This window comes from Qipengyuania xiamenensis (assembly GCF_019711495.1).
Taxonomy (GTDB): domain Bacteria; phylum Pseudomonadota; class Alphaproteobacteria; order Sphingomonadales; family Sphingomonadaceae; genus Qipengyuania; species Qipengyuania xiamenensis.
Genome location: NZ_JAIGNM010000002.1, coordinates 269,614 through 289,420, shown reverse-complemented (window position 1 = coordinate 289,420; position 19,807 = coordinate 269,614). Strand labels below are relative to the sequence as shown.

The window sequence follows — 19,807 nt, the reverse complement described above, 5'->3', positions numbered from 1 at the left end:
CGCTTGGCTAGGCAAAGCGGGCAGGATCATAGAGCGAGGCGTCGAGCTGTTCGGTCATCCGGTCTCTCGCGCGCCCGAGAAGGATCTGTCCCGCAAGCCTTGCTGCCGCTGGCGAGGTCTGGATGCCATAGCCCCCCTGCCCGGCGAACCAGGCGAACCCTGCAACTTCGGGATCCCAGCCATAGACCGGGCGGCGATCCGGCGCGAAGCTGCGCAGCCCTGCCCAGCGGCGCTCCAGCCCCACGATGTCCCAGTCCACCACCTGCTGCAGGCGGTCGATAGCCGTGGCGACGTCCAGTTCTTCGGGCGCGGCGTCGCACGGTTCGCTCGGCACCTCGTCATGCGGACTGAGCCAGAGGCGCCCTGCTTCGGGCTTGAAGTAGAAGCGCCCCGAAATGTCGAGGACGAGCGGCTGATCCGGCAATGGAGCGGGATCGGTACGCAGTTGCACCACCGTCCGGCGGAGAGGCCCGATACCGACCGGTTGAGCGCCGGCCATTTGGGCAAGCCCGTCGGCCCATGCGCCCGCAGCGTTCACAAGCGTTTCGGCGATTGTTTCATCGCCGCTTTCGGTCCGGATCGTCCACGTGCCGCCAGCGCGTGTGGCTGACACGACCCTCGAGCGGCATTTCAGGTCGACCCCGGCCTTGCGCGCACGCGACAAGTAATGGGCGTGGAGCCCCGCCACGTCGATATCGGCGCAGGCGGGCTCCCAGATGGCACCCGTCCATTCCTCCTTCAGGCCGGGAAGCCGTGCCTCCAGCCGGTCGCGCCCCAGTCGCTCGATCGTCGCGCCGGTATCGGCAAAGCGCTCCATGAAGGCATCGAGTGCGCCGGCATCCTCGTCGCGGCCGATGTAAAGGGCGCCGCGCTTCGTGAGGAAGCCGTTCTCCCGCAAATATGGTCCCGATGCGAGGGTCAGGGGTACGATTTCCGGACCGCCGTAACACTCTTCCCAGAATGCGGCGGACCGGCCGGTCGAATGATAGCCCGGCTGGTCCTCGGCTTCGAGGACGCAGACGCTGGCCCCGCCCTCTGCCAGTTCGGCGGCGAGGCTGGCACCGGCGATCCCGGCTCCGACAATGGCGAAATCGAAATCCGTCACGTCGCGGCTGGAGCTACCTTGTCGAGGAATGCGGAAATGCCGTCCATGGCCTTGCCGCGCACGGCATCGACTTCACGCAGGATCTCGTGATGCGCCTCGGGGCCGAATTCGATCAACTCGCCATTCGGGAAGCGCCCGGCCGCGCGCACGGCCGCCTTGTGGTCGACCAGCTTGTCGATCGATGTCGACACGACAAGCACGGGTACCTGCACATTTTCCATCGCGCCCGGCTTTTCGAGTTCACGCGTGGAGGCATAGGCACGTTCGACCCAGCCCCAGCTGCCCGGCCCCATCGCAAGCTCGGGCCGTTTCTCACGCCACCACAATTCGTCGTCGTATCGATCGTCGTCATGGGTCAGCAGGTCGCGGCGGCGTGCGGGCATTTCGCCCGGTTTCTCGCTCCATTTCCAGGCCGGACGCTTGGGTGAACCGATACGGGTCATGACCCGCGCGACGGAATGCAGGACTGCCAGCGGGAGCGGCGGACCGGCCATCCCCAGCATCGGAGCCGACAGCACGACCGCGTCTGGCTTTATCGCCCCGTCGACAAGGGCGCGGGCAACGATGTGACCACCCATCGAATGGGCAACCAGCACGTGCGGTCCAGGCGTTTCCTGTATCCAGCTGTCCCAGAAGTGCTTGAGGTCGGCGACCCAGTCGGAAAAATCTTCCACGTGGCCGGTCAGCCGGTCATCGCCCAGCCGCCCGGACCCGGCCTGGCCGCGCCAATCGGCAGCGGTCACGCGCCATCCGGCGCGGTGCCATTCCTCGAGGCTCTCCAGGTACTTTTCGTAAAAGTCACCGCGCCCCGGAAGGAAAAGCAACGACCCCCGCGTTTCTTGTGAAGGTGTCTTCCAGTCGATCCGGCGCAGTTCGTGGCCGTCCTCTGCAGTCCAGCAACTCTCGGTCGCATTGGCGGGAATAGCCCGGCGATCGATCGGCTTTTCTAGCGTTCCGGTGATGGCAGCCTCCGTTGCACCGCGTGTCATGGTTACTATTTGGTAAGCATGTTTGTGTAGCCCGATACCGAAGCAAAATTCGGAAAGCGGGTCATGGACCAAGAAATTTTCACCTACGTTCTGCTCGGCTCCTTGGCAATCGCGCTGCTGGTCGCTGCATTCACCGACCTGAAGAGCCGCACGATCGGCAACAAGCTGAACATCGCCATTGCTGCAGGTGCCCCGCTGTTCTGGTGGGCCAGCGGACTGTCGCTGTGGCCGGGTGTCGCGATCCAGCTCGGTATCGCGGCCATTACCTTTGCAGTGTGCTGTGCGTTCTTCGCGATCCGCCAGATGGGCGGCGGCGATGTGAAACTGCTAACAGCGCTTGCCCTGTGGTTCCCGCCGACGAACTTCCTCGGCCTCGTCCTCATCATGGCAATGGTCGGCTGGGTGCTGACGCTGGCCATGGGCATCTGGGGCGTTGCACGCTCCAACGTTCTGGGCGGCAAGCCCGTGCGCGATACTTTTATACTGGTGGCCTGCACGCTGATCGCAGGCAACTTCGCCAGCGCCGTGCTCGGCGGGCCGAAGCTGGCGATCCCGTCCAGCGTCGTCCAGTCGCTCGGCACCAGCGAGACGGGTACCATCGCCATCGCGCTGATCCCGATTGCCCTGCTTGCAATCGCGACGCTCGTCTCGATCCGAATCATCCGCCGTCACAAGCACCAGCCGCGTGTTCCCTATGGCCTGGCCATCTCGGTCGCTGGCCTCTGGATGCTCGGCGGCAGCTTTCTTGCGGGAATTTCTACAACCGCCGCGGGCTGACAACCCGATTTTAACCAATCGCCACTTACAGATGGAAACCATAGCTGCCCGCATCCGATTCTGCGCGGGCCAACGAGGGGGCTGAATAGCCATGGATAGGAAGAAGCTTGTTCTGCTGGTAGGTGCACTGGTCATTGCGATCGGTACCGCGCTTGTTGCCCGCAGCATGATCGCCGGAGCCACCGCTCCGCAGGCAGAGGCCGCAGCGGTTGTCGAACCGCAGGGCCCGAAGGTTCTTGTCGCGCAGCGTGCTCTGCCGACCGGTACCATCATCACCGCAGATGCCATCGGCTATCAGCTGTGGCCGGAAGAGCTCGTCCAGGACGCATACTTCCTCGATGGTGAAGCCGATGTCTCCAAACTGATCGGTACGGTTGTCCGCCATGCAGTCACTGCAGGCGAACCGGTTACCCAGGGTTCGCTGGTGAGCCCCGGCGACCGCGGCTTCCTTGCTGCAGCCCTTACGCCCGGCATGCGCGCCATCACGGTGCCCGTCGATGCGAAGAGCGGCGTTGCCGGCTTCGTCTTCCCGGGTGACCGCGTCGACATGGTCCTGACGCAGACCGTCCAGGGCGAAGAAGGTGCTCCGCTGAAAACGTCGGAAACCATCCTTCGTAACCTTCGCATCCTCGCAACCGACCAGGCGACCACGCAGGTCACCGTCGACGGCAAGACCCAGGTCCGCCCGTTCCGCACGGTGACGATCGAAGTCACGCCGACGATCGCCGAGAAGGTGGCCGTGGCGCAGACCATCGGTACGCTCAGCCTCGCACTGCGTTCGCTGGCCGATAGCGAACACGAACTCGAACGCGCCATCGCATCGGGCGATCTCGTGATCCCCGACGACGCTTCGCCGGAAGAAGAAGAACGCCTGCTGCGCGAAGTCGTAGCGCGTCCCGACGATGCCAAGGGCACCTATGTGACCGGCGGCGACGTCTCGCGCTTCCAGCGCAGCTCGATGCCCGCCCAGCAGCGCCAGCGTGGCGGTGGTGGCGGCGGCGGTGACGGTGCAGCAGCACCGGTCCGCCAGGGCCCGAGCGTCATCGTTACTCGCGGCAAGGTGCAGGAACGCGTCACCGTGGGCCGTGCAGGTGCACTCAACTCCTCGGTTGCCTCGGGAACTCGCAACGCCGGAAGCACTGTTCCGGTCGCGCTGAGCACCGTCCGTTAATCCGATGATCAAGACAGGAAGCCATTCAGGGGGCCATTCCATGAAACGTCGTCTTACCGCAAAACTGCTGCTTGCCGGACTGGCGCTCGCGCCGCTGGCAGCCGCTCCGACCAGTGTGGCTACGGCCCAGGCGGTCGTCAGCCCGACCACGGACATCGTCCTTTCGATCGGCCGCGGCGAACTCGTCAACGTACCCGGCACCATGGCCGATGTGTTCATCTCGAACGATCAGGTCGCCGACGTACAGATCAAGTCGCAGCGCCAGCTGTACCTGTTCGGCAAGTCCGGCGGTGAGACCACGGTCTACGCCAGCAACGCCGCAGGTGACATCATCTGGGCAGCCAACGTCCGCGTCGGTTCGAACATCGGCAGCATCGACCAGATGCTCGCCCTTGCGATGCCCGAAGCGAAGATCAACGTCGCCACGATGGGCACCAACACGGTGCTCCTGACCGGCACGGTCGCCGCTCCGGAAGACGCAGCGGACGCCCAGGCACTGGTCGAAGCCTATGTCGGTGAAGGCACCAACGTCATCAGCCGCCTGCGCATGGCAACGCCGCTGCAGGTCAACCTGCAGGTGCGTATCGCCGAAGTCAGCCGCAGCGTCGTGCGCGCCATTGGCGTGAACCTCGCCTCGGTCGACGCATCGAGCGGCTTCAAGGTCGGTGTCGGCCAGGGTTCGGGTTCGTGGATCCCGCAGTATACCCCGGGTTCGCCTGCCGGTCTCGGTGTCGGCCTGACCGAAGGTCCCGACGGCAGCACGGTTATCCCGGGCAGCCAGCAGGGTTCGACCATCGGCATCGAGGGCAACCTCCTCGGCCTCGACATCGCATCGGCGCTCGATCTTGCGGAAACGCAGGGCCTCGTGACCACGCTGTCGCAGCCGAACCTGACCGCCCTCTCGGGCGAAACGGCAGAATTCCTCGCAGGTGGCGAATTCCCGATCCCGCTCAGCCAGGGTCTGGGTAACGTCTCGATCGAGTACAAGAACTACGGTGTGAGCCTCGCTTACACGCCGACGGTTCTGGCCAATGGCCGCATCTCGATCCGCGTTCGTCCCGAAGTGTCGGAACTGTCGAGCCAGGGCTCGATCACGCTGAACGGCTTCCAGGTGCCCGCTCTGGTCACCCGCCGTGCGGAAACGACCGTGGAACTCGGCTCCGGCCAGAGCTTCATGATCGCCGGCCTGCTGTCGAACAACTCGCAGAACTCGATCGAGAAGGCTCCGGGCCTCGGCGATGTGCCGCTCCTCGGCAACCTCTTCCGCTCGACCAACTACCGCAAGGGTGAAACCGAGCTGGTAATCGTGGTGACGCCGTACCTGGTGAAGCCGGTCAATGCGAACGACATCCGCCTGCCCACGGACGGCTATCTCAAGCCGACCGAGTTCCAGCGTCTGATCGAACTTCGCGAAGCTGACGGCGTTTCGGGCGCAAGCCGCCCGATGCCTTCGGCAAACGGCAGCGGTGCCGCACCGCAGCTTTCGCAGGGTTCGCAAGCCGACGGCGAACAGGGCGCAGCACAGGCGGACGCCCGCCGTAACGAGAAGACCGCTGCTGCCAAGCCCGGCTTCAGCTTCGAATAAGGGAGACGAGAACAATGCGTATCAACATCACTCGCAAGCTCGCCGCTCCGCTGGCAGCCTCGCTCGCACTCACCCTGGGTGCCTGCGGCGGCGTCAACATGGACAACCGCACGCTCTACAGCGTCAAGCAGCCGGTCGTGGAACGCTCGAACTATACGCTCGACGTCAGCACCAATGCAGACGGCCTGCCCGTCTCCGAACAGCAGCGGCTCGCCGGCTGGTTCGAGAGCATGGACCTGCGCTACGGCGACCGTGTCTCGATCGACGATGGCAACAACAGCCTCGCCGTGCGTGACGACATCGCCGCACTCGCAGCACGCCACGGCATTCTTCTGGCTGAGGGTGCCCCGGTGACCGTGGGTAACGCCCAGCCGGGCCAGGCACGCGTCGTCATCACGCGTTCGAGTGCTTCTGTTCCGGGTTGCCCGGACTGGTCGCACACGGCCGAAGCCAACGACAAGAACTCGACCAATCCGAACTATGGTTGCGCCACCTACAGCAACCTGGCTGCGATGGTCGCCAATCCGGAAGACCTCGTCCAGGGCCAGCAGGGCACCGGCGAGACGGTCGTGACCACTTCCACCAAGGCAATCCAGTCCTACCGCGAGATGGAACCGACCGGCGCGGGCGGCCTGCCTGAAACCAATAGCCAAGGAGGCAACTGAGCCATGAGCGCTTTTTCGAAACCCGGCATGCCCGGCAATCGCGATCCGTTTGCAGCCTATATCTGCGACGAAACGGCGCTGGACGTCCTGCGTCCGGTCGTGATCGAACTCGGCTGGCAGCCGGAAAAGTGCAACAAGGGCGGCCTGCGCAACGCAGTGCAGTCCCTGTCGGTCTCTGCCAGCCCGAACATCCTGATGGTCGACCTGTCGGAAAGCGGCGATCCGCTCAACGACATCAACGCCCTGGCCGAGGTTTGCGAACCCGGCACGGTCGTGATCGCCATCGGCCAGGTGAACGACGTGCGCCTCTATCGCGACCTGCTCGCGAGCGGCATCCACGACTATCTCCTGAAGCCGCTGTCGGCCTCGGTCCTGCGCGACTCGCTCAATGCGGCACAGGCCGTTTTCAGCGCACCTCGCGGCGGTGAGAGCGAACAGATCAAGCGTCACATCTCGACGGCCATCGTGGGTACCCGCGGCGGTGTCGGTGCCTCGACGCTGGCGACCTCGCTGGCCTGGTACTACAGCGCGGAAAAGAAGATGCCGACCGCACTGCTCGATCTCGACGTGCACTTCGGCACCGGCGCGCTCACGCTCGATCTCGAGCCCGGCCGCGGCCTGACCGACGCGATCGACAACCCGAGCCGCATCGACGGCCTGTTCATCGAACGCGCCATGATCCGTGCGAACGAAAACCTCGCCATCCTTTCGGCCGAGGCTCCGATCAACTCGCCGCTCATGACCGACGGCGCGGCCTTCCTGCAGCTGCAGGAAGAATTCCGCCACGCTTTCGAAATGACGCTGATCGACCTGCCGCGTAACATGCTGATCAACTTCCCCCACCTGCTCAACGACGTGAACGTCGTGACGCTGGTGACGGAAATGACGCTTGCCTCGGCACGCGACACGATCCGCACGCTGTCCTGGCTCAAGACCAATGCTGCGCACGCCACCCCGGTGGTCGTTGCCAACAAGGTCCAGCCCGGCGCTTCAGAAATCAGCAAGGCCGATTTCGAAGCCTCGATCGAACGCAAGATCGATATCTCGATCCCCTACGACCAGAAGGGCGCTGCCACGGCTGCCAAGCTCGGCAAGACTTTCCTCGACGCGAACGCCTCGGGCAAGGCCACTGCCGGCATGAAGCAGCTCGCCAGCCGCATCATCGGGCTGGGCGACGAAGAAAGCGACGAGGCAGCAGAAGCTTCCGGCAAGAAATCGCTGCTCGGCGGCTTCGACCTCAAGGGTCTGGTGTCGAAGAAGGACAAGGCAGCAGCCGAAGTCGAATAACCTTGTTTCCGGAGCGCTTGGGGCCCTGCCCTTCGCGCTCCGGGACCAACGAACGAATTATGACGGACGGGACGGAGTAGACAGATGAATTTGATCCAGCTCGTACTGGTTGCGGTCGGCATCCTTGCGCTGCTCGTCCTGGGCTATGTCGCATTCGCCGGCCCCAACGCTGCCAAGACTGGCCAGCGCCGCCTGCAGCAGGTGCGCTTCCGCCATTCGGAAAGCACCGATGCAAAGGTCGAATCGCAGCTGAAGAAGGCCATCGCGGCCCGTAAGCCCAAGCGTCACAAGACCGCGGGTTCGGATTCGCGCGTAGAAGCGCTCGCCATGCGTCTCGACCGGACCGGCAAGGGCTGGACGATCAGCCAGTACGCCTATGTCTCGCTCGGCATTGCGCTGGTCGTGGCAGTGATCATGTTCCTGCGCACCAGCTCGCTGCCGCTGTCCTTCGCGATCGGCATCTTTGCCGGCGCCGGTATCCCGCATTTCATCGTCGGCCGCGCGATCAAGAAGCGCACCAACGACTTCAACACGAAATTCCCCGACGCCATCGAACTGCTGGTTCGCGGTCTTCGCTCGGGTCTTCCCGTGACCGAGACGCTCTCGGTCGTCGCACAGGAAGTCGATGGCCCGGTCGGCCAGGAATTCAAGGGCATCGTCGAGCGCATCAAGATCGGTCGCACGATGGAAGAATCGCTCGAGGAAACCGCCAATCGTCTTGGCATCCCCGAGTTCAACTTCTTCTGCATCACGCTCGCCATCCAGCGCGAAACCGGTGGTAACCTCGCCGAAACGCTGTCGAACCTGTCGGACGTGCTGCGCAAGCGTGCACAGATGAAGCTCAAGATCCGCGCGATGAGTTCGGAATCGAAGGCCTCGGCCTACATCGTCGGCGCTCTGCCCTTCATCGTCTTCACCATGATCTGGTGGATCAACCCGGACTATGTCGGCAGCTTCTTCGTCGACGAGCGCCTGATCGTCACCGGCCTTGGCGGCCTCGTATGGATGAGCATCGGCGCCTTCATCATGGCCAAGATGGTCAGCTTCGAAATCTAAGGACCCGAGGGACAAGTCATCATGGAAAGCGGTAACGGACCCACACTCCTCGGCTTCGACGTCATCGTCGTCGGCTCCATCCTGATGGGCGTGGCAGCTCTCGCGGTTCTCTTCGCGATCTACACTGCGGTCACCATCAAGGACCCGATGGCCAAGCGCGTGAAGGCGCTGGAAGGCCGTCGTGAAGAACTGAAGGCCGGCCTCGTCACCTCGGGCGCCAAGAAGCGCCAGAGCCTGGTGCGCAAGACCGACACGGCCGACAAGGTGCGCGACACCCTCGGCAACATGAAGGTCCTGCAGGACAGCCAGGTCGAGGAAATGCAGCAGAAGCTGGCATGGGCCGGTTTCCGCAACAAGGAAATCGCAGTCGTCCTTATCGGTCTGCGCATGGTCCTGCCCGTGATCTTCGGCCTCATCGCCGGTGTGCTGCTCTATGTCGTCGAGATCTTCCCCGATTGGGAATTCAAGCGCGTCGCTGCGCTCTCGGCTGCGGTTTTCTTCGGCTACAAAGGCCCGGAAATCTACCTCAGCAACATCGCCAGCAAGCGTACCGATGCGATCCGCAAGGGCCTGCCCGACGCGCTCGACCTTCTGGTCATCTGCGCGGAAGCCGGTCTGACCGTCGACGCCGCATTCAACCGCGTGGCGAAGGAACTGGGCCGTGCCTATCCGGAACTGGGTGACGAGTTTACCCTCACCGCGATCGAACTGTCGTTCCTCAACGAGCGCAAGAAGGCCTTCGACAACCTCGCTTATCGCGTGAACCTCGAGGCCGTGAAGGGCGTGGTCACGACCATGGTCCAGACCGAGCGCTACGGTACTCCGCTGGCATCCGCGCTGCGTGTGCTTTCGGCCGAATTCCGTAACGAACGCATGATGCGCGCAGAAGAAAAGGCAGCGCGTCTGCCGGCGATCATGACCGTGCCGCTGATCCTGTTCATCCTGCCGGTGCTGTTCATCGTCATTCTCGGCCCTGCGGCCTGCGACATCTCGGACTCCTTCATGACCCAGTAGGGTCGGCGAAGAAGCTACCGAATATCGAACCAGGAAGGCCTGGCCGGCTACTCAGTCGGCCAGGCTTTCTGCGTCGAAGTCCCCGGCATTTTCGCGCAGGCGGGCGAGCATGTCGCGGAAAGCGTCCTGCTCCTCGGTGCTGAGTACGGAAAACATCTCCGCCTCGATCTTGAGCGCCAGCGGCATGATGCCGGCATGAACCGCCCTGCCCTCTGCGGTGAGTTCGAGCAGGTGCGAGCGACCGTCCTTCGCATTGGGCGTGCGCGCAGCCAGTCCGCGGCTCTCCAGGGTCTTGCAGGCGCGGTTGACCGGCACCTTGTCCATCAGCGTCATCTGCGACAGTTCACGCTGGGTCAGCGGACCGCTGTCGCCGAGGACAGCCATGATGCGCCACTCGGTCGTCTTCAGCGCGAACCGCTTACGGTACTGCTCTGCAATACGAGTCGAGATCGCATTGGACGCGATCGACAGCTGGTACGGCAGGAAATCGGCGAGGCGCTTGGCGGGCTTGCGTGACGACATGTCGCATAGCTGTAACCTTCCCGCGGCTGTTGGCAAGGTTTCAGCTGTGACTATCACATGTGCAACTATTCGTATTCAGGCTCGTCCCACCACGGGTAGAAGTCGGGCATGTTTTCGCCCACCGTGTCGGGATAGGCAGGCGGACGCTTCTCGAGGAAGCTCGCGATCCCTTCCTTCGCGTCGTTGCTGCGGCTGAGGCGGTAGATCGCGCGGCTGTCGATACGGTGCGCGTCCATCGGGTGTCCGCCCGCGCCGATCCGCCAGAGCATTGCCCGCGTCATGGCAACCGAAACCGCCGAGGTATTGTCCGCGATCTCGCGCGCTATGCCAATCGCTGCATCCATCAGTTCGCCCTGAGGATGGACCGATCGCACGAGGCCCCGATCTTTCGCTTCCGCTGCATCGAAGATGCGGCCGGTCATGCACCATTCGAGGGCGGTCTGCATGCCGACCAGCTTGGGCAGGAACCAGCTGCTCGCGGCCTCCGGCGTGATGCCGCGACGCGCAAATACGAAACCGAAGCGCGCATTGTCGCTGCACAGCCGCATGTCGAAGGGAAGCTGCATGGTCGCACCCACGCCAACGGCAACGCCGTTGCAGGCGCCGATCAGCGGCTTCTTCGAATTGAAGAGGCGCAGCGTCAGTCGCCCGCCGCCATCGCGCACGCGCTGGTCCGACAGGTCATCGACCGGATTGGGATCGGAGAAGACGTGCCCCCCGCCCTCCGGCGTGAGGTCGGCGCCGGCGCAGAAAGCCCGCTCCCCTTCGCCCGTCACGATGACCGCGCGCACGCTGTCGTCGGCATCGGTGACGTCGAGTGCATCGATGAACTCCTGCATCATCACCCGCGTGAAGGCGTTCATCTTCTCGGGACGATGCAGCGTCACGGTGGCGATACCGTCGGCGATGTCGAGCTTGATCTGCGTGTAGGCGTTCATTTGGATTTCCTCTCCGGTCTCTCCGCCAGGATGGAACACATGGAACACGGTCCTGGCAAGAAAATCGGTACCGGCAGGCGCATTTGATTACACGTGGCAGTGCGCTCCGGGCGACAGGCTTCCGGCAGCCTGCCTTCGTAAACCCCTCGGAAAGATTAGGAAATCCGGGCGCCTAGCCGGTTCCCGCCTCCTGCAAAAATTGTTTCCGGAACACGGTAGCGTGAGGGCCCGTTGGAAAGGCGAACCCCCATTCATCCCAAGGTGCCCCATGTCGCAGATCACAACCAACAACCCCGCAACCCGCGAGACCATCGAAACCTACGACCTGATGTCGAAGGACGAAGCCTTCGCCAAGATCGATGCCGCGCACGAAGCGTTTCTGGATTGGCGAACCCGCAGTCACGAAGACCGCGGCGAAGTCCTGCGCGAGATTGCGAAAGCCCTGCGCGACAATACCGACCGCATCAGCGACCTCATGACCCGCGAAACGGGCAAACTGCTGAAGGACGGCAAGACCGAGGTCGAGATCTGCGCACGCATCTTCGAATATAGCGCCGACAACGGCCCGTCCGAACTCGCCTGCGAGGAGCGCGAGCATTCGGGCGGCAAGAAGCGCGGCATCGTCACCTATTCACCGATCGGCGTGATCTATTCGATCCAGCCGTGGAATTTTCCGCTCTACCAGCCCGTGCGCGTACTGGCCGCAAATGCGATGGCGGGTAATGCCTGTATCCTGAAGCACGCCTCGATCTGCACCGGCAGCGGCCTGCTGCTGCGCGACCTGTGCCTCGAGGCCGGATTGCCAGAAGGCCTGTTCGACGTGGTCCTAGTCGATCACGACCTGTCCGACGAGATCATCGCCCATGACAAGATCCGCGCTGTCACCATGACCGGCAGCGACGGTGCCGGTCGCCATATCGGAAAGACTGCCGCCGAAGCACTGAAGAAGACCGTGCTCGAGCTCGGATCGAACGATGCCTATCTCGTGCTCGAAGATGCGGACATCGATCTTGCAGTGAAGACCTGTGTCACCGGCCGCCTCTACAACAATGGCGAAACCTGCGTTTCTGCAAAGCGCTTCGTCGTCACGGACGCCGTCTACGACCAGTTCGTCGAAGGCTTCGTCGAACGGATGAAGGCCACCAGGATGGGCGATCCGACCGACGAGGACACGCAGCTGGGCCCAGTTTCCAGCAAGGAACAGTTCGATACCCTGGTCGAACAGGTCGGCAAGAGCCTCGAGGGCGGTTGCACGCTGTTGTGCGGCGGCGACCCGGAAGATGATCCCGATGGCTGGTATTACCCCGCCACCGTGCTTGCCGACTGCAAGCCGGGCACGCCTGCCTATGACGACGAACTGTTCGGCCCCGTAGCCTCGATCATCCGCGCCAAGGACGACGAAGACGCCATGCGCATCGCCAATGACAGCCGTTACGGCCTTGGCGGCGGTATCTTCACCAAGGATCAGGACAAGGCGATCCGACTGGCCCGGGATCACTTCGACACGGGCATGATCCGCATCAATTCCTTCGGTGCGGCAGACCCGAACATGCCCTTCGGCGGGGTAAAGGACAGTGGATACGGCCGTGAACATGGCGGCTTCGGAATGAAGGAATTCGTCAACACCAAGGCCATTTTCCTGCCCTGAGCCGAACCCATTTTTTCAAGCTTTCTCCCAAGGAGCCCAATTCCATGAAAATTCTCGTCGCCGGAGCAACCGGCAATACCGGCACCCGTCTCGTCAACGAACTCTGCTCGCGCGGGCACGCGCCTGTCGCCCTTGTGCGGTCCTCATCCGATACAAGCGATCTTCCTGAAGGCGTGGAGCAGAGAATCGGCGACCTGACGTCGCTCGACGACGATGTCACCAAGGGATGCGATGCCGTCATCTTCGCTGCGGGATCGGGCGGCGATACCGACGAAGAGATGACACGGAAAGTCGACCGTGACGGCGCGATCAAGCTGATCGATATCGCCGAGAAATCCGGCGTCGAGCGGTTCGTCATGCTGAGCTCCGTCGGAGCAGGCGATCCCGATCCCGACAGCGACCTCGCGCATTACCTGCAGGCCAAGCACCTTGCCGACGAACGGCTGAAGGAAAGCTCGCTGGACTATGCGATCCTGCGCCCCGTCGCTCTGACGGACGACGGACCGACCGGTTCGGTCCGCCTAGGCGACGACGTCGATCCCAAGGGCGAAGCCGCTCGCGGCGATGTGGCTGTGCTGCTCGCCGATGCAGCCGAACAGGACGAATGGGTGGGCGCGATCAAGCTGATGGAAACAGTCAGCTAGGCACGAACGGCGGGGTAATGCCCCGCCGCCGCCCGCTGCGTCAGAAGCGCGCCAGTTCCATCCAGTGGAACTCGAACCGGTCCAGTCCGGAAGCAAAGTAGTCGCGGTGAGCGAGGTATTCCGGCATTTTCTGTACCTTCCGGAATCCGTCCAAGCTGTCCCACTCGACGAACGTCAACTGGCCGGGCGCTTCGTCTGGCGAGGCATGCGCTTCGAACCGCGGGTTGTAGATCTTGGCGATAAAACGGCCTCCGGCGCGCGTGACGGCCGGTTCGATCCCTTCAAGATAGCGGGTGTAGTCGGCACCGGTCTCGGCATCGGGCCAAGCGACGACGACCGTGTAGTATTTGTCCGGTGAGAACGTCAGCGACAGGTCCTCGGTGAGCTTCGCCGTGTAGATGGACAATTCGTCCCAGCCTTCCGGGCGGGTGGCCTTGTATGCCGGCCATTCCGGGTTCTGGGAAAAGCGCTTCTCGGCGGCCTCGTCGGGCCAGGCGAAGAAGGAGAACGCGTCGGGTTGGGTGTCGCTGATCACCGATTCCCTGACATTGAGCTGGGCCAGCCTGCGATATCCCTCCGCTTGCGCCAGCGGCAGTACCTTGGCGTAATAGTCGAGACGCGCCTGCCGTCCGTCCTCGCGGTTGTCGGAAGCGATGATCTGCAACACCTCGCCGCGCTTCAACGAGAAGGAAACAGCCTCGGTCGTGACCTCAGAAGCATCCTGAGCAGTGGCATTGGACCTGTCGCCTGCGGAAAGCGGAACGCCCGCAAGGCAAAGGGACAGGAAGAGCGTCGACTTGAATTTCGGGACCACCGTGATCTCCATCGATGAGTGAACTTTCTCGCACCAATAACAGCCAAATCGAGCCGTTTTCGGCTAGATTTCAGTGATACGCGGTGCAAAAACGTTCCAATGGAAACTTGGGACGACTACCGTATCATCCTTGCCCTCGCCCGCGATGGGACCCTGCGTGCAGCAGCCGGTTCGCTCGGACTGACGCATACGACCGTCGCCCGCAGGCTGGCTGCAGTGCAGGACCGCCGCGGCATATTGTTCGACCGCACGCCGACCGGATACGTGCCGACCGAACTGGGGCTGACGCTGGTCGAGGTTGCCGAGCGGATGGAAGCGCTGGCGCATGCTGGTGCGCGGCACAGCAAGGCGGCGGGAGAGGATATTTCCGGTCCCATCACGCTGTCGCTGCCCGAACCGATTGCGCAATATCTCCTGCTCGAGGACCTTTTTGCCTTCACCGAGCTCTACCCCGGGGTGGAGCTGACCGTGGAAACGGGTTTCGCCTTTGCCGATCTCGACCGGTCCGAAGCCGATGTCGTGGTGAGAGGCACCGATACGCCGCCTGACCACCTTGTCGGGCGACGGCTCTTTCCGAACCGCGTCACATACTACGCCAGTCGTGAGTATCTCGAACGCACGCCGCGCGATGAACTGCGCTGGATCGCGCCGAAGGTCGGCGGATTGTGGCCGGACTGGCTCGAGAGCTCGCCCTACCCCGATGTGCCGGTCGGTTTGCGGCTCGACGATATCACCGCACGCCACCGTGCGATGGTCGCTGGACTGGGCCTCGGTCGCGGTGCCTGCTTCATGGCCGATCCCGATCCGCGTGTCGTGCGGTTGACCGACGCTGCACCGGTCGCGCAGCAGGATCTATGGGTCCTCACCCATCCGGACCTGCGCGATACGCCGCGTATCAGGGCGCTCATGACCTTCCTGATCGCCGCGCTGGAAGCCAAGCGCGATCTGGTGTCCGGCAATCTTGTCATGGGCACCACATAGAAAAGCCGCCGCCACGCGGATTGCGTAGCGGCGGCCTCTCGTGCCTGTGCCGAAGGCGCTTAACGCGGTGCCATGCGGATCGCACCGTCGAGGCGGACGTCCTCGCCGTTGAAGTAGCCGCACTCGATCATGGTCATGGCGAGCATGGCATATTCTTCGGGATTGCCCAGGCGCTTGGGGAACGGCACCGATGCGGCCAGTGCTTCCTTCACCTGGGGCGGCGCGGCGTTCATCAGCGGAGTATTGAAGATGCCCGGCAGGATGGTGTTCACACGAATGCCTTCCTGCATCAGGTCGCGCGCGATGGGCAGGGTCATGCCGATCACGCCGCCCTTCGATGCCGAATAGGCCGCCTGGCCGATCTGGCCGTCTTCACCGGCAACCGACGCGGTGTTGACGATCGCGCCGCGGTCGCCGTCTTCCGAAAGCGGGTCCAGCGTCATCATGCCCGCGGCAGACTTGGCGATGCAGCGGAAGGTGCCGATAAGGTTCACCTGGATGACGAATTCGAAAGCGGACAGCGGGAAGTGGCTGATCTCGCCGGTCTGCTTGTCGCGCTTGGCGGTCTTGATGGCGTTACCGATCCCTGCGCAGTTGACGAGGATACGCTCCTGGCCATGCGCTTCGCGCGCCTTCGCAAAGCCCGCATCGACGTCTTCGTCGCTCATCACGTTGACCTTGCAGAAGATGCCGCCGATGTCCTTGGCGACGGCTTCGCCCTTCTCTTCGTTCATGTCGAAGATGGCGACCTTTGCACCCTTGGCGGCGATAGCGCGGGCTGTAGCTTCACCGAGGCCCGATGCGCCGCCGGTGACGACTGCGGGGGTATTGCTGCTGACTTCCATGGGGGTAATCCTCTCGTGATTCTAAAAATTTAAAGCGATTCAACGATGGTGACGTTGGCGACACCGCCGCCTTCGCACATCGTCTGGAGACCGTATTTCTTGCCGCGCGCCTTCAGGGCGTGGACCAGCGTGGCCATGAGCTTGGTGCCCGATGCACCCAAGGGATGGCCGAGCGCAATAGCGCCGCCGTTGACATTGAGCTTTTCGGGGTCCGCACCGGTATGCTTGAGCCATGCGAGCGGCACGGGTGCGAAGGCTTCGTTGACCTCGAACAGGTCGATGTCGGAGATCTTCATGCCGGCACGCTCCAAAGCGCGGTCGGTAGCGAACAGCGGTTCTTCGAGCATGATGACCGGATCGCCCGCCGTTACGGTGAGATTGTGGATGCGCGCCATCGGAGTGAGGCCGTATTCCTTCAGGGCTTTCTCGCTCACGACCAGCACCGCGCTCGAACCGTCGCAGATCTGGCTGCTGGTGGCTGCGGTGATAGTGCCTTCGGGGCTGAGGAGCTTCACGCTGGCGATGCTTTCGAGCGTCGCGTCGAAACGGATGCCCTCGTCAACCGTGTGCATTTCTGTGCCTTCGGGCGTCTCGATCTCTACCGGCACTATCTCGGCTTCGAATGCGCCCGACTTGGTCGCTTCGATGGCCTTCTGGTGGCTGGAAAGGGCAAAGCGGTCGAGATCGTCCTTAGTGAAGCCGTGCTTCTTGACGATCATCTCGGCGCCCATGAACTGGCTCCATTGGATGCCGGGATATTTCTCTTCGAGGCCCGGCGACTTGTAGTTACCGAGACCCTCTTTCATGTGGAACATCGCGGTCGAGCCCATCGGTACGCGCGTCATGCTTTCCACGCCGCTGGCAATCACTACGTCCTGCGTCCCGCTCATCACGGCCTGCGCGGCGAACTGGATCGCCTGCTGCGAGGAACCGCACTGGCGGTCGATCGTGACGGCGGGCACGCCTTCACCCAGATGCTTGGAAGCGAGCACGGCATTGCGGCCGACCTGCATTGCCTGTTCGCCACCCTGGCTGACACAGCCCATCACGACATCGTCGATCGCCTTGGCTGCAAGGCCCGAACGCTCCATCACCGCATCGAGCGATTTTGCGGCGAGATCGACGGGATGGACACCGGCAAGCCGCCCTCCCCTGCGTCCGCCAGCGGTACGTACGGCTTCGACGATATAGGCTTCAGGCATGGGGGAGAATCCTCTTTCCGTTTCGATTTGCGACTGGCCTATGGGCGGTTTCCGTTTACGTCAAGTGCGGCTTGAGGGGACTCGCGGGCAGCCGTGCTTGCGGGCAGCCGGAGCGCGTCGTAAGGCTGCGTCCATGGCCGCAAAGAAGCTCTTCGAAATCAATCCCGACCTCGACCGCAAGGCTTTGGCGGCGCGTTTCGCCGAGCGTGGGCGCGTACAGGTGCGCGACGTGCTGACCGAAGAAACCGCGCGCGAGATCCAGATGATCCTCGCCCGCGCCACCAAATGGGGCATGGCAGTGCAGGCGGGCGACGGTCCGGGCATCGAACCGCAGAGCTTCCGGCAAGAAGAAATCCAGGCACCGGGCGGTGCGGAAAAGGTCAATGCCGCCGCCATGGCCGCGCACCAGGCCTCCGCCCGCGGCGATTATGCTTTCCGCTTCGCCCAGTATCCCATCCTCACCGCGGTGCAGGAAGGCTGGGAGCCGGGCGGTCCGCACGAACTGCTGCTCGAATACATCAACGCGCCCGAGTTCCTCGACCTTGCGCGCGATATCACCGGCACCCGCACGCTGACAAAGGCGGACGGTCAGGCATCGCTCTATGCGCCGAACCACTATCTCGGACGGCATATCGACAGCCATGTCGCCGAAGGATGGCGCTATGCCTACGTCCTCAACTTCGCGCCGGACGACTGGCATCCCGACTGGGGCGGTTATCTCAACTTCCTCGACGAGGAAGGCGACATCGTCGAAGGCTTCCGCCCGCGCTTCAACGCGCTGAACCTTTTCGCCGTGCCGACCAGCCACATGGTCTCCTACGTCCCGCCTTTCGCGCCGATGGGACGCACCGCGATCGTGGGCTGGCTGCGCGACAAGTGACGACCGCGCCGCAGGACTGGCACGCCCGCGCAATCGCGGCAGAGAGGTCCGGAGATCGACCGAGCGGCCTCCAATTGCTGGCCGAAGCCCTTGCCGAACATCCCGAACATGCCGGGCTTCACAATACCGCCGGATCGATGGCGCTGCGGGGTGGTGAGCCCGTCGCCGCCGAAACGAGCTTCCAGCGTGCGTTGGCGCTCGAACCGGGCAACCTCGAATACGTGCTCAACCGCGCCATCGCGCTCGGACAACTGGGCCGCCATGAGGAAGTGCTGGCGCTGCTTGCCGAGAGTGAAGCAGCAGGTGCAACGCAACCGCGCTACTGGTCGGTTCGCGGGAACACCTCGCGCATGGCGGGAGATCTGGCGGCGGCGCGCGAAAGCTACGACAAGTGCCTCGCGCTCGATCCGCGCCATGCCAAGGCGCTTCACGGCCGCGCCCGCGTCGCGCTGGCGCGCGGCGAAAGGCAGGCGCCGCAGTTCTTCGATGCCGCCCTCGCCGTGGTAAATACCGAGGCAGATCTGTGGCTGGGCAAGGCGCAGGCGCTCGACGTGGCCGGTGAAACAGCACAGGCGCGTGGCATTGCCGAGCAGCTGGTAGCGCAGGCCCCGCATTGGCTCGATGCGCTGCACCTCCTTGCACAACTGAGGCTGGCGCAGGGCGAAAGCGATTTCACCGCCCCATATCGCGAGGCGGCGCAGCGACTGAAGCAGGACCCGTCGATCCCCATGGCACATGCCCAGACACTAGCGGGGCTCGATCATTTCGAACAGGCCGCAGAGGTCGCCGCGGATGCCCGGCGCCGTTTCCCCGACAATCCTGGCTTTGCGTTGCTCGAGGCGATCCATGCGGGCGAGGCGGGACAGGCAGAACGCGCAGAGGCGATTTTCGCGGAGTTGCCGATGCAGGGCAGCATGCGCAGCCTCCACGAAGCTCGCCACAGGATCAGGCTGGGCGAACTCGACCGGGCTCAGGCGCTACTCGACGAGGCGGTTCGCGATCCTTCGCTGGAACATTCCGCCTTCGCCCTTCTCGGCCTCGTCTGGCGGCTCAAGGACGATCCGCGCGCCGAGTGGCTGCATGGTCAGGCGGAACTGGTCCAGCTGCGCGAATTGCGCAATGCCGACACTATCCTGCCGCAGGCGATAGAGCGGCTCCACGAGCTGCATGACGGGTCCCCTCTCCCGCTCGGCCAGTCGCTGCGCGGGGGTACCCAGACGCGGCATATCCTTTTCCAGCGGCATGAAGAGATCTTCGCACGACTACACGCGGCGATCCGGGCGACGCTGGAAGACTATCGCGCACACCTGCCGCAAACCGATGCCGATCACCCGCTGCTGAGGCACCGCGACGATCCGTGGAAGCTGCAGGGGTCGTGGTCGGTACGCCTGCGCGGCGGAGGCGATTATCACACCTCGCATATCCACCCCGAAGGCATGTTGAGTTCCGCGCTTTACCTGATCGTGCCGCAGGATGCGCAGGGCGAGGAACGGCAAGGTTGGCTTGAGGTCGGACGCCCTCCACCCGACCTTGGACTGGATCTCGAACCGATCCGCACGATCCAGCCGAAGGAAGCGCATCTCGCACTGTTTCCGAGCACCCTCTATCACGGCACGACCCCGTTCGGGGATGGGCTGCGAATGACGGTGGCCTTCGACGTCGTGCCTGCGATATAGCGCGCGGC

Annotated in this window: 19 protein-coding genes; 12 read left to right on the top strand and 7 right to left on the bottom strand. The window is 63.5% G+C overall.

Annotated elements, in window-relative coordinates:
* Positions 1-7 precede the first annotated feature (7 nt).
* Together K3165_RS09600 and K3165_RS09595 are read right to left on the bottom strand one after the other, a co-directional pair.
* Positions 8-1,105, bottom strand: a complete 1,098-nt coding sequence (locus tag K3165_RS09600) for an NAD(P)/FAD-dependent oxidoreductase (protein WP_221548664.1) — start codon at positions 1,103-1,105, stop codon at positions 8-10.
* Positions 1,102-2,094, bottom strand: coding sequence for an alpha/beta fold hydrolase (locus K3165_RS09595; protein WP_221548663.1), 993 nt, complete (start codon positions 2,092-2,094; stop codon positions 1,102-1,104). The genes K3165_RS09600 and K3165_RS09595 overlap by 4 nt, the downstream gene beginning before the upstream one ends.
* 63 nt (positions 2,095-2,157) lie before the next feature.
* Here K3165_RS09595 and K3165_RS09590 point away from each other — a divergent pair, with 63 nt between their 5' ends.
* The 7 genes from K3165_RS09590 to K3165_RS09560 all read left to right on the top strand — a co-directional run bounded on the left by K3165_RS09590 (position 2,158) and on the right by K3165_RS09560 (position 9,649).
* Positions 2,158-2,871 (top strand): A24 family peptidase, encoded by a 714-nt coding sequence (locus K3165_RS09590; protein WP_221548662.1) that lies wholly within the window; start codon positions 2,158-2,160, stop codon positions 2,869-2,871.
* Between the two features lie 91 nt (positions 2,872-2,962).
* Positions 2,963-4,042: a Flp pilus assembly protein CpaB gene (cpaB, locus tag K3165_RS09585; protein ID WP_221548661.1), complete on the top strand. Its 1,080-nt coding sequence runs from the start codon at positions 2,963-2,965 to the stop codon at positions 4,040-4,042.
* Positions 4,043-4,082: 40 nt separating this feature from the next.
* Positions 4,083-5,627 (top strand): type II and III secretion system protein family protein, encoded by a 1,545-nt coding sequence (locus K3165_RS09580; RefSeq protein WP_221548660.1) that lies wholly within the window; start codon positions 4,083-4,085, stop codon positions 5,625-5,627.
* A 14-nt stretch (positions 5,628-5,641) separates the two neighbouring features.
* A complete protein-coding gene (locus K3165_RS09575; protein WP_221548659.1) occupies positions 5,642-6,292 on the top strand; it encodes a CpaD family pilus assembly protein in 651 nt (216 codons plus the stop codon).
* A 3-nt stretch (positions 6,293-6,295) separates the two neighbouring features.
* A complete protein-coding gene (locus K3165_RS09570; protein WP_221548658.1) occupies positions 6,296-7,579 on the top strand; it encodes a pilus assembly protein CpaE in 1,284 nt (427 codons plus the stop codon).
* Between the two features lie 84 nt (positions 7,580-7,663).
* Entirely contained in the window at positions 7,664-8,635 is a 972-nt protein-coding gene (locus K3165_RS09565) for a type II secretion system F family protein (protein WP_221548657.1), read from the top strand.
* A 21-nt stretch (positions 8,636-8,656) separates the two neighbouring features.
* On the top strand, positions 8,657-9,649 hold the full coding sequence (locus K3165_RS09560; RefSeq protein ID WP_247714057.1) for a type II secretion system F family protein: 993 nt from the start codon (positions 8,657-8,659) through the stop codon (positions 9,647-9,649).
* Between the two features lie 51 nt (positions 9,650-9,700).
* Here K3165_RS09560 and K3165_RS09555 read toward each other — a convergent pair whose 3' ends face one another.
* Together K3165_RS09555 and K3165_RS09550 are read right to left on the bottom strand one after the other, a co-directional pair.
* Positions 9,701-10,171 carry a MarR family winged helix-turn-helix transcriptional regulator gene (locus tag K3165_RS09555; RefSeq protein WP_221548656.1) on the bottom strand — a complete coding sequence of 157 codons (471 nt, stop codon included), beginning with the start codon at positions 10,169-10,171 and terminating at the stop codon, positions 9,701-9,703.
* 65 nt (positions 10,172-10,236) lie between these two features.
* Positions 10,237-11,109, bottom strand: coding sequence for a crotonase/enoyl-CoA hydratase family protein (locus K3165_RS09550; protein ID WP_221548655.1), 873 nt, complete (start codon positions 11,107-11,109; stop codon positions 10,237-10,239).
* A 268-nt stretch (positions 11,110-11,377) separates the two neighbouring features.
* On the opposite strand from K3165_RS09550, the gene K3165_RS09545 reads away from it, so the two are divergent.
* Both K3165_RS09545 and K3165_RS09540 read left to right on the top strand, forming a co-directional pair.
* On the top strand, positions 11,378-12,757 hold the full coding sequence (locus K3165_RS09545) for an NAD-dependent succinate-semialdehyde dehydrogenase (protein ID WP_221548654.1): 1,380 nt from the start codon (positions 11,378-11,380) through the stop codon (positions 12,755-12,757).
* Between the two features lie 44 nt (positions 12,758-12,801).
* The gene (locus K3165_RS09540) at positions 12,802-13,401 is read left to right on the top strand and encodes an SDR family oxidoreductase (RefSeq protein ID WP_221548653.1); all 600 of its coding nucleotides are present in this window, start codon (positions 12,802-12,804) and stop codon (positions 13,399-13,401) included.
* 40 nt (positions 13,402-13,441) lie between these two features.
* Here the strand turns inward: K3165_RS09540 and K3165_RS09535 are convergent, their stop codons facing one another.
* Complete coding sequence (locus tag K3165_RS09535) at positions 13,442-14,227, bottom strand: hypothetical protein (protein ID WP_221548652.1); 786 nt, start codon at positions 14,225-14,227, stop codon at positions 13,442-13,444.
* Between the two features lie 87 nt (positions 14,228-14,314).
* Between K3165_RS09535 and K3165_RS09530 the strand changes: the two genes are divergently transcribed.
* Positions 14,315-15,196, top strand: a complete 882-nt coding sequence (locus K3165_RS09530) for a LysR family transcriptional regulator (protein ID WP_221548651.1) — start codon at positions 14,315-14,317, stop codon at positions 15,194-15,196.
* Between the two features lie 59 nt (positions 15,197-15,255).
* Here K3165_RS09530 and K3165_RS09525 read toward each other — a convergent pair whose 3' ends face one another.
* Both K3165_RS09525 and K3165_RS09520 read right to left on the bottom strand, forming a co-directional pair.
* Positions 15,256-16,041 carry an SDR family NAD(P)-dependent oxidoreductase gene (locus tag K3165_RS09525; RefSeq protein WP_221548650.1) on the bottom strand — a complete coding sequence of 262 codons (786 nt, stop codon included), beginning with the start codon at positions 16,039-16,041 and terminating at the stop codon, positions 15,256-15,258.
* 29 nt (positions 16,042-16,070) lie between these two features.
* Positions 16,071-17,243 (bottom strand): acetyl-CoA C-acetyltransferase, encoded by a 1,173-nt coding sequence (locus tag K3165_RS09520; RefSeq protein ID WP_221548649.1) that lies wholly within the window; start codon positions 17,241-17,243, stop codon positions 16,071-16,073.
* Between the two features lie 133 nt (positions 17,244-17,376).
* Here K3165_RS09520 and K3165_RS09515 point away from each other — a divergent pair, with 133 nt between their 5' ends.
* Positions 17,377-18,123 carry a 2OG-Fe(II) oxygenase gene (locus K3165_RS09515; RefSeq protein ID WP_221548648.1) on the top strand — a complete coding sequence of 249 codons (747 nt, stop codon included), beginning with the start codon at positions 17,377-17,379 and terminating at the stop codon, positions 18,121-18,123.
* On the top strand, positions 18,120-19,799 hold the full coding sequence (locus K3165_RS09510) for a 2OG-Fe(II) oxygenase family protein (RefSeq protein ID WP_221548647.1): 1,680 nt from the start codon (positions 18,120-18,122) through the stop codon (positions 19,797-19,799). Before K3165_RS09515 ends, K3165_RS09510 begins: the two co-directional genes overlap by 4 nt.
* Positions 19,800-19,807: the final 8 nt, after the last annotated feature.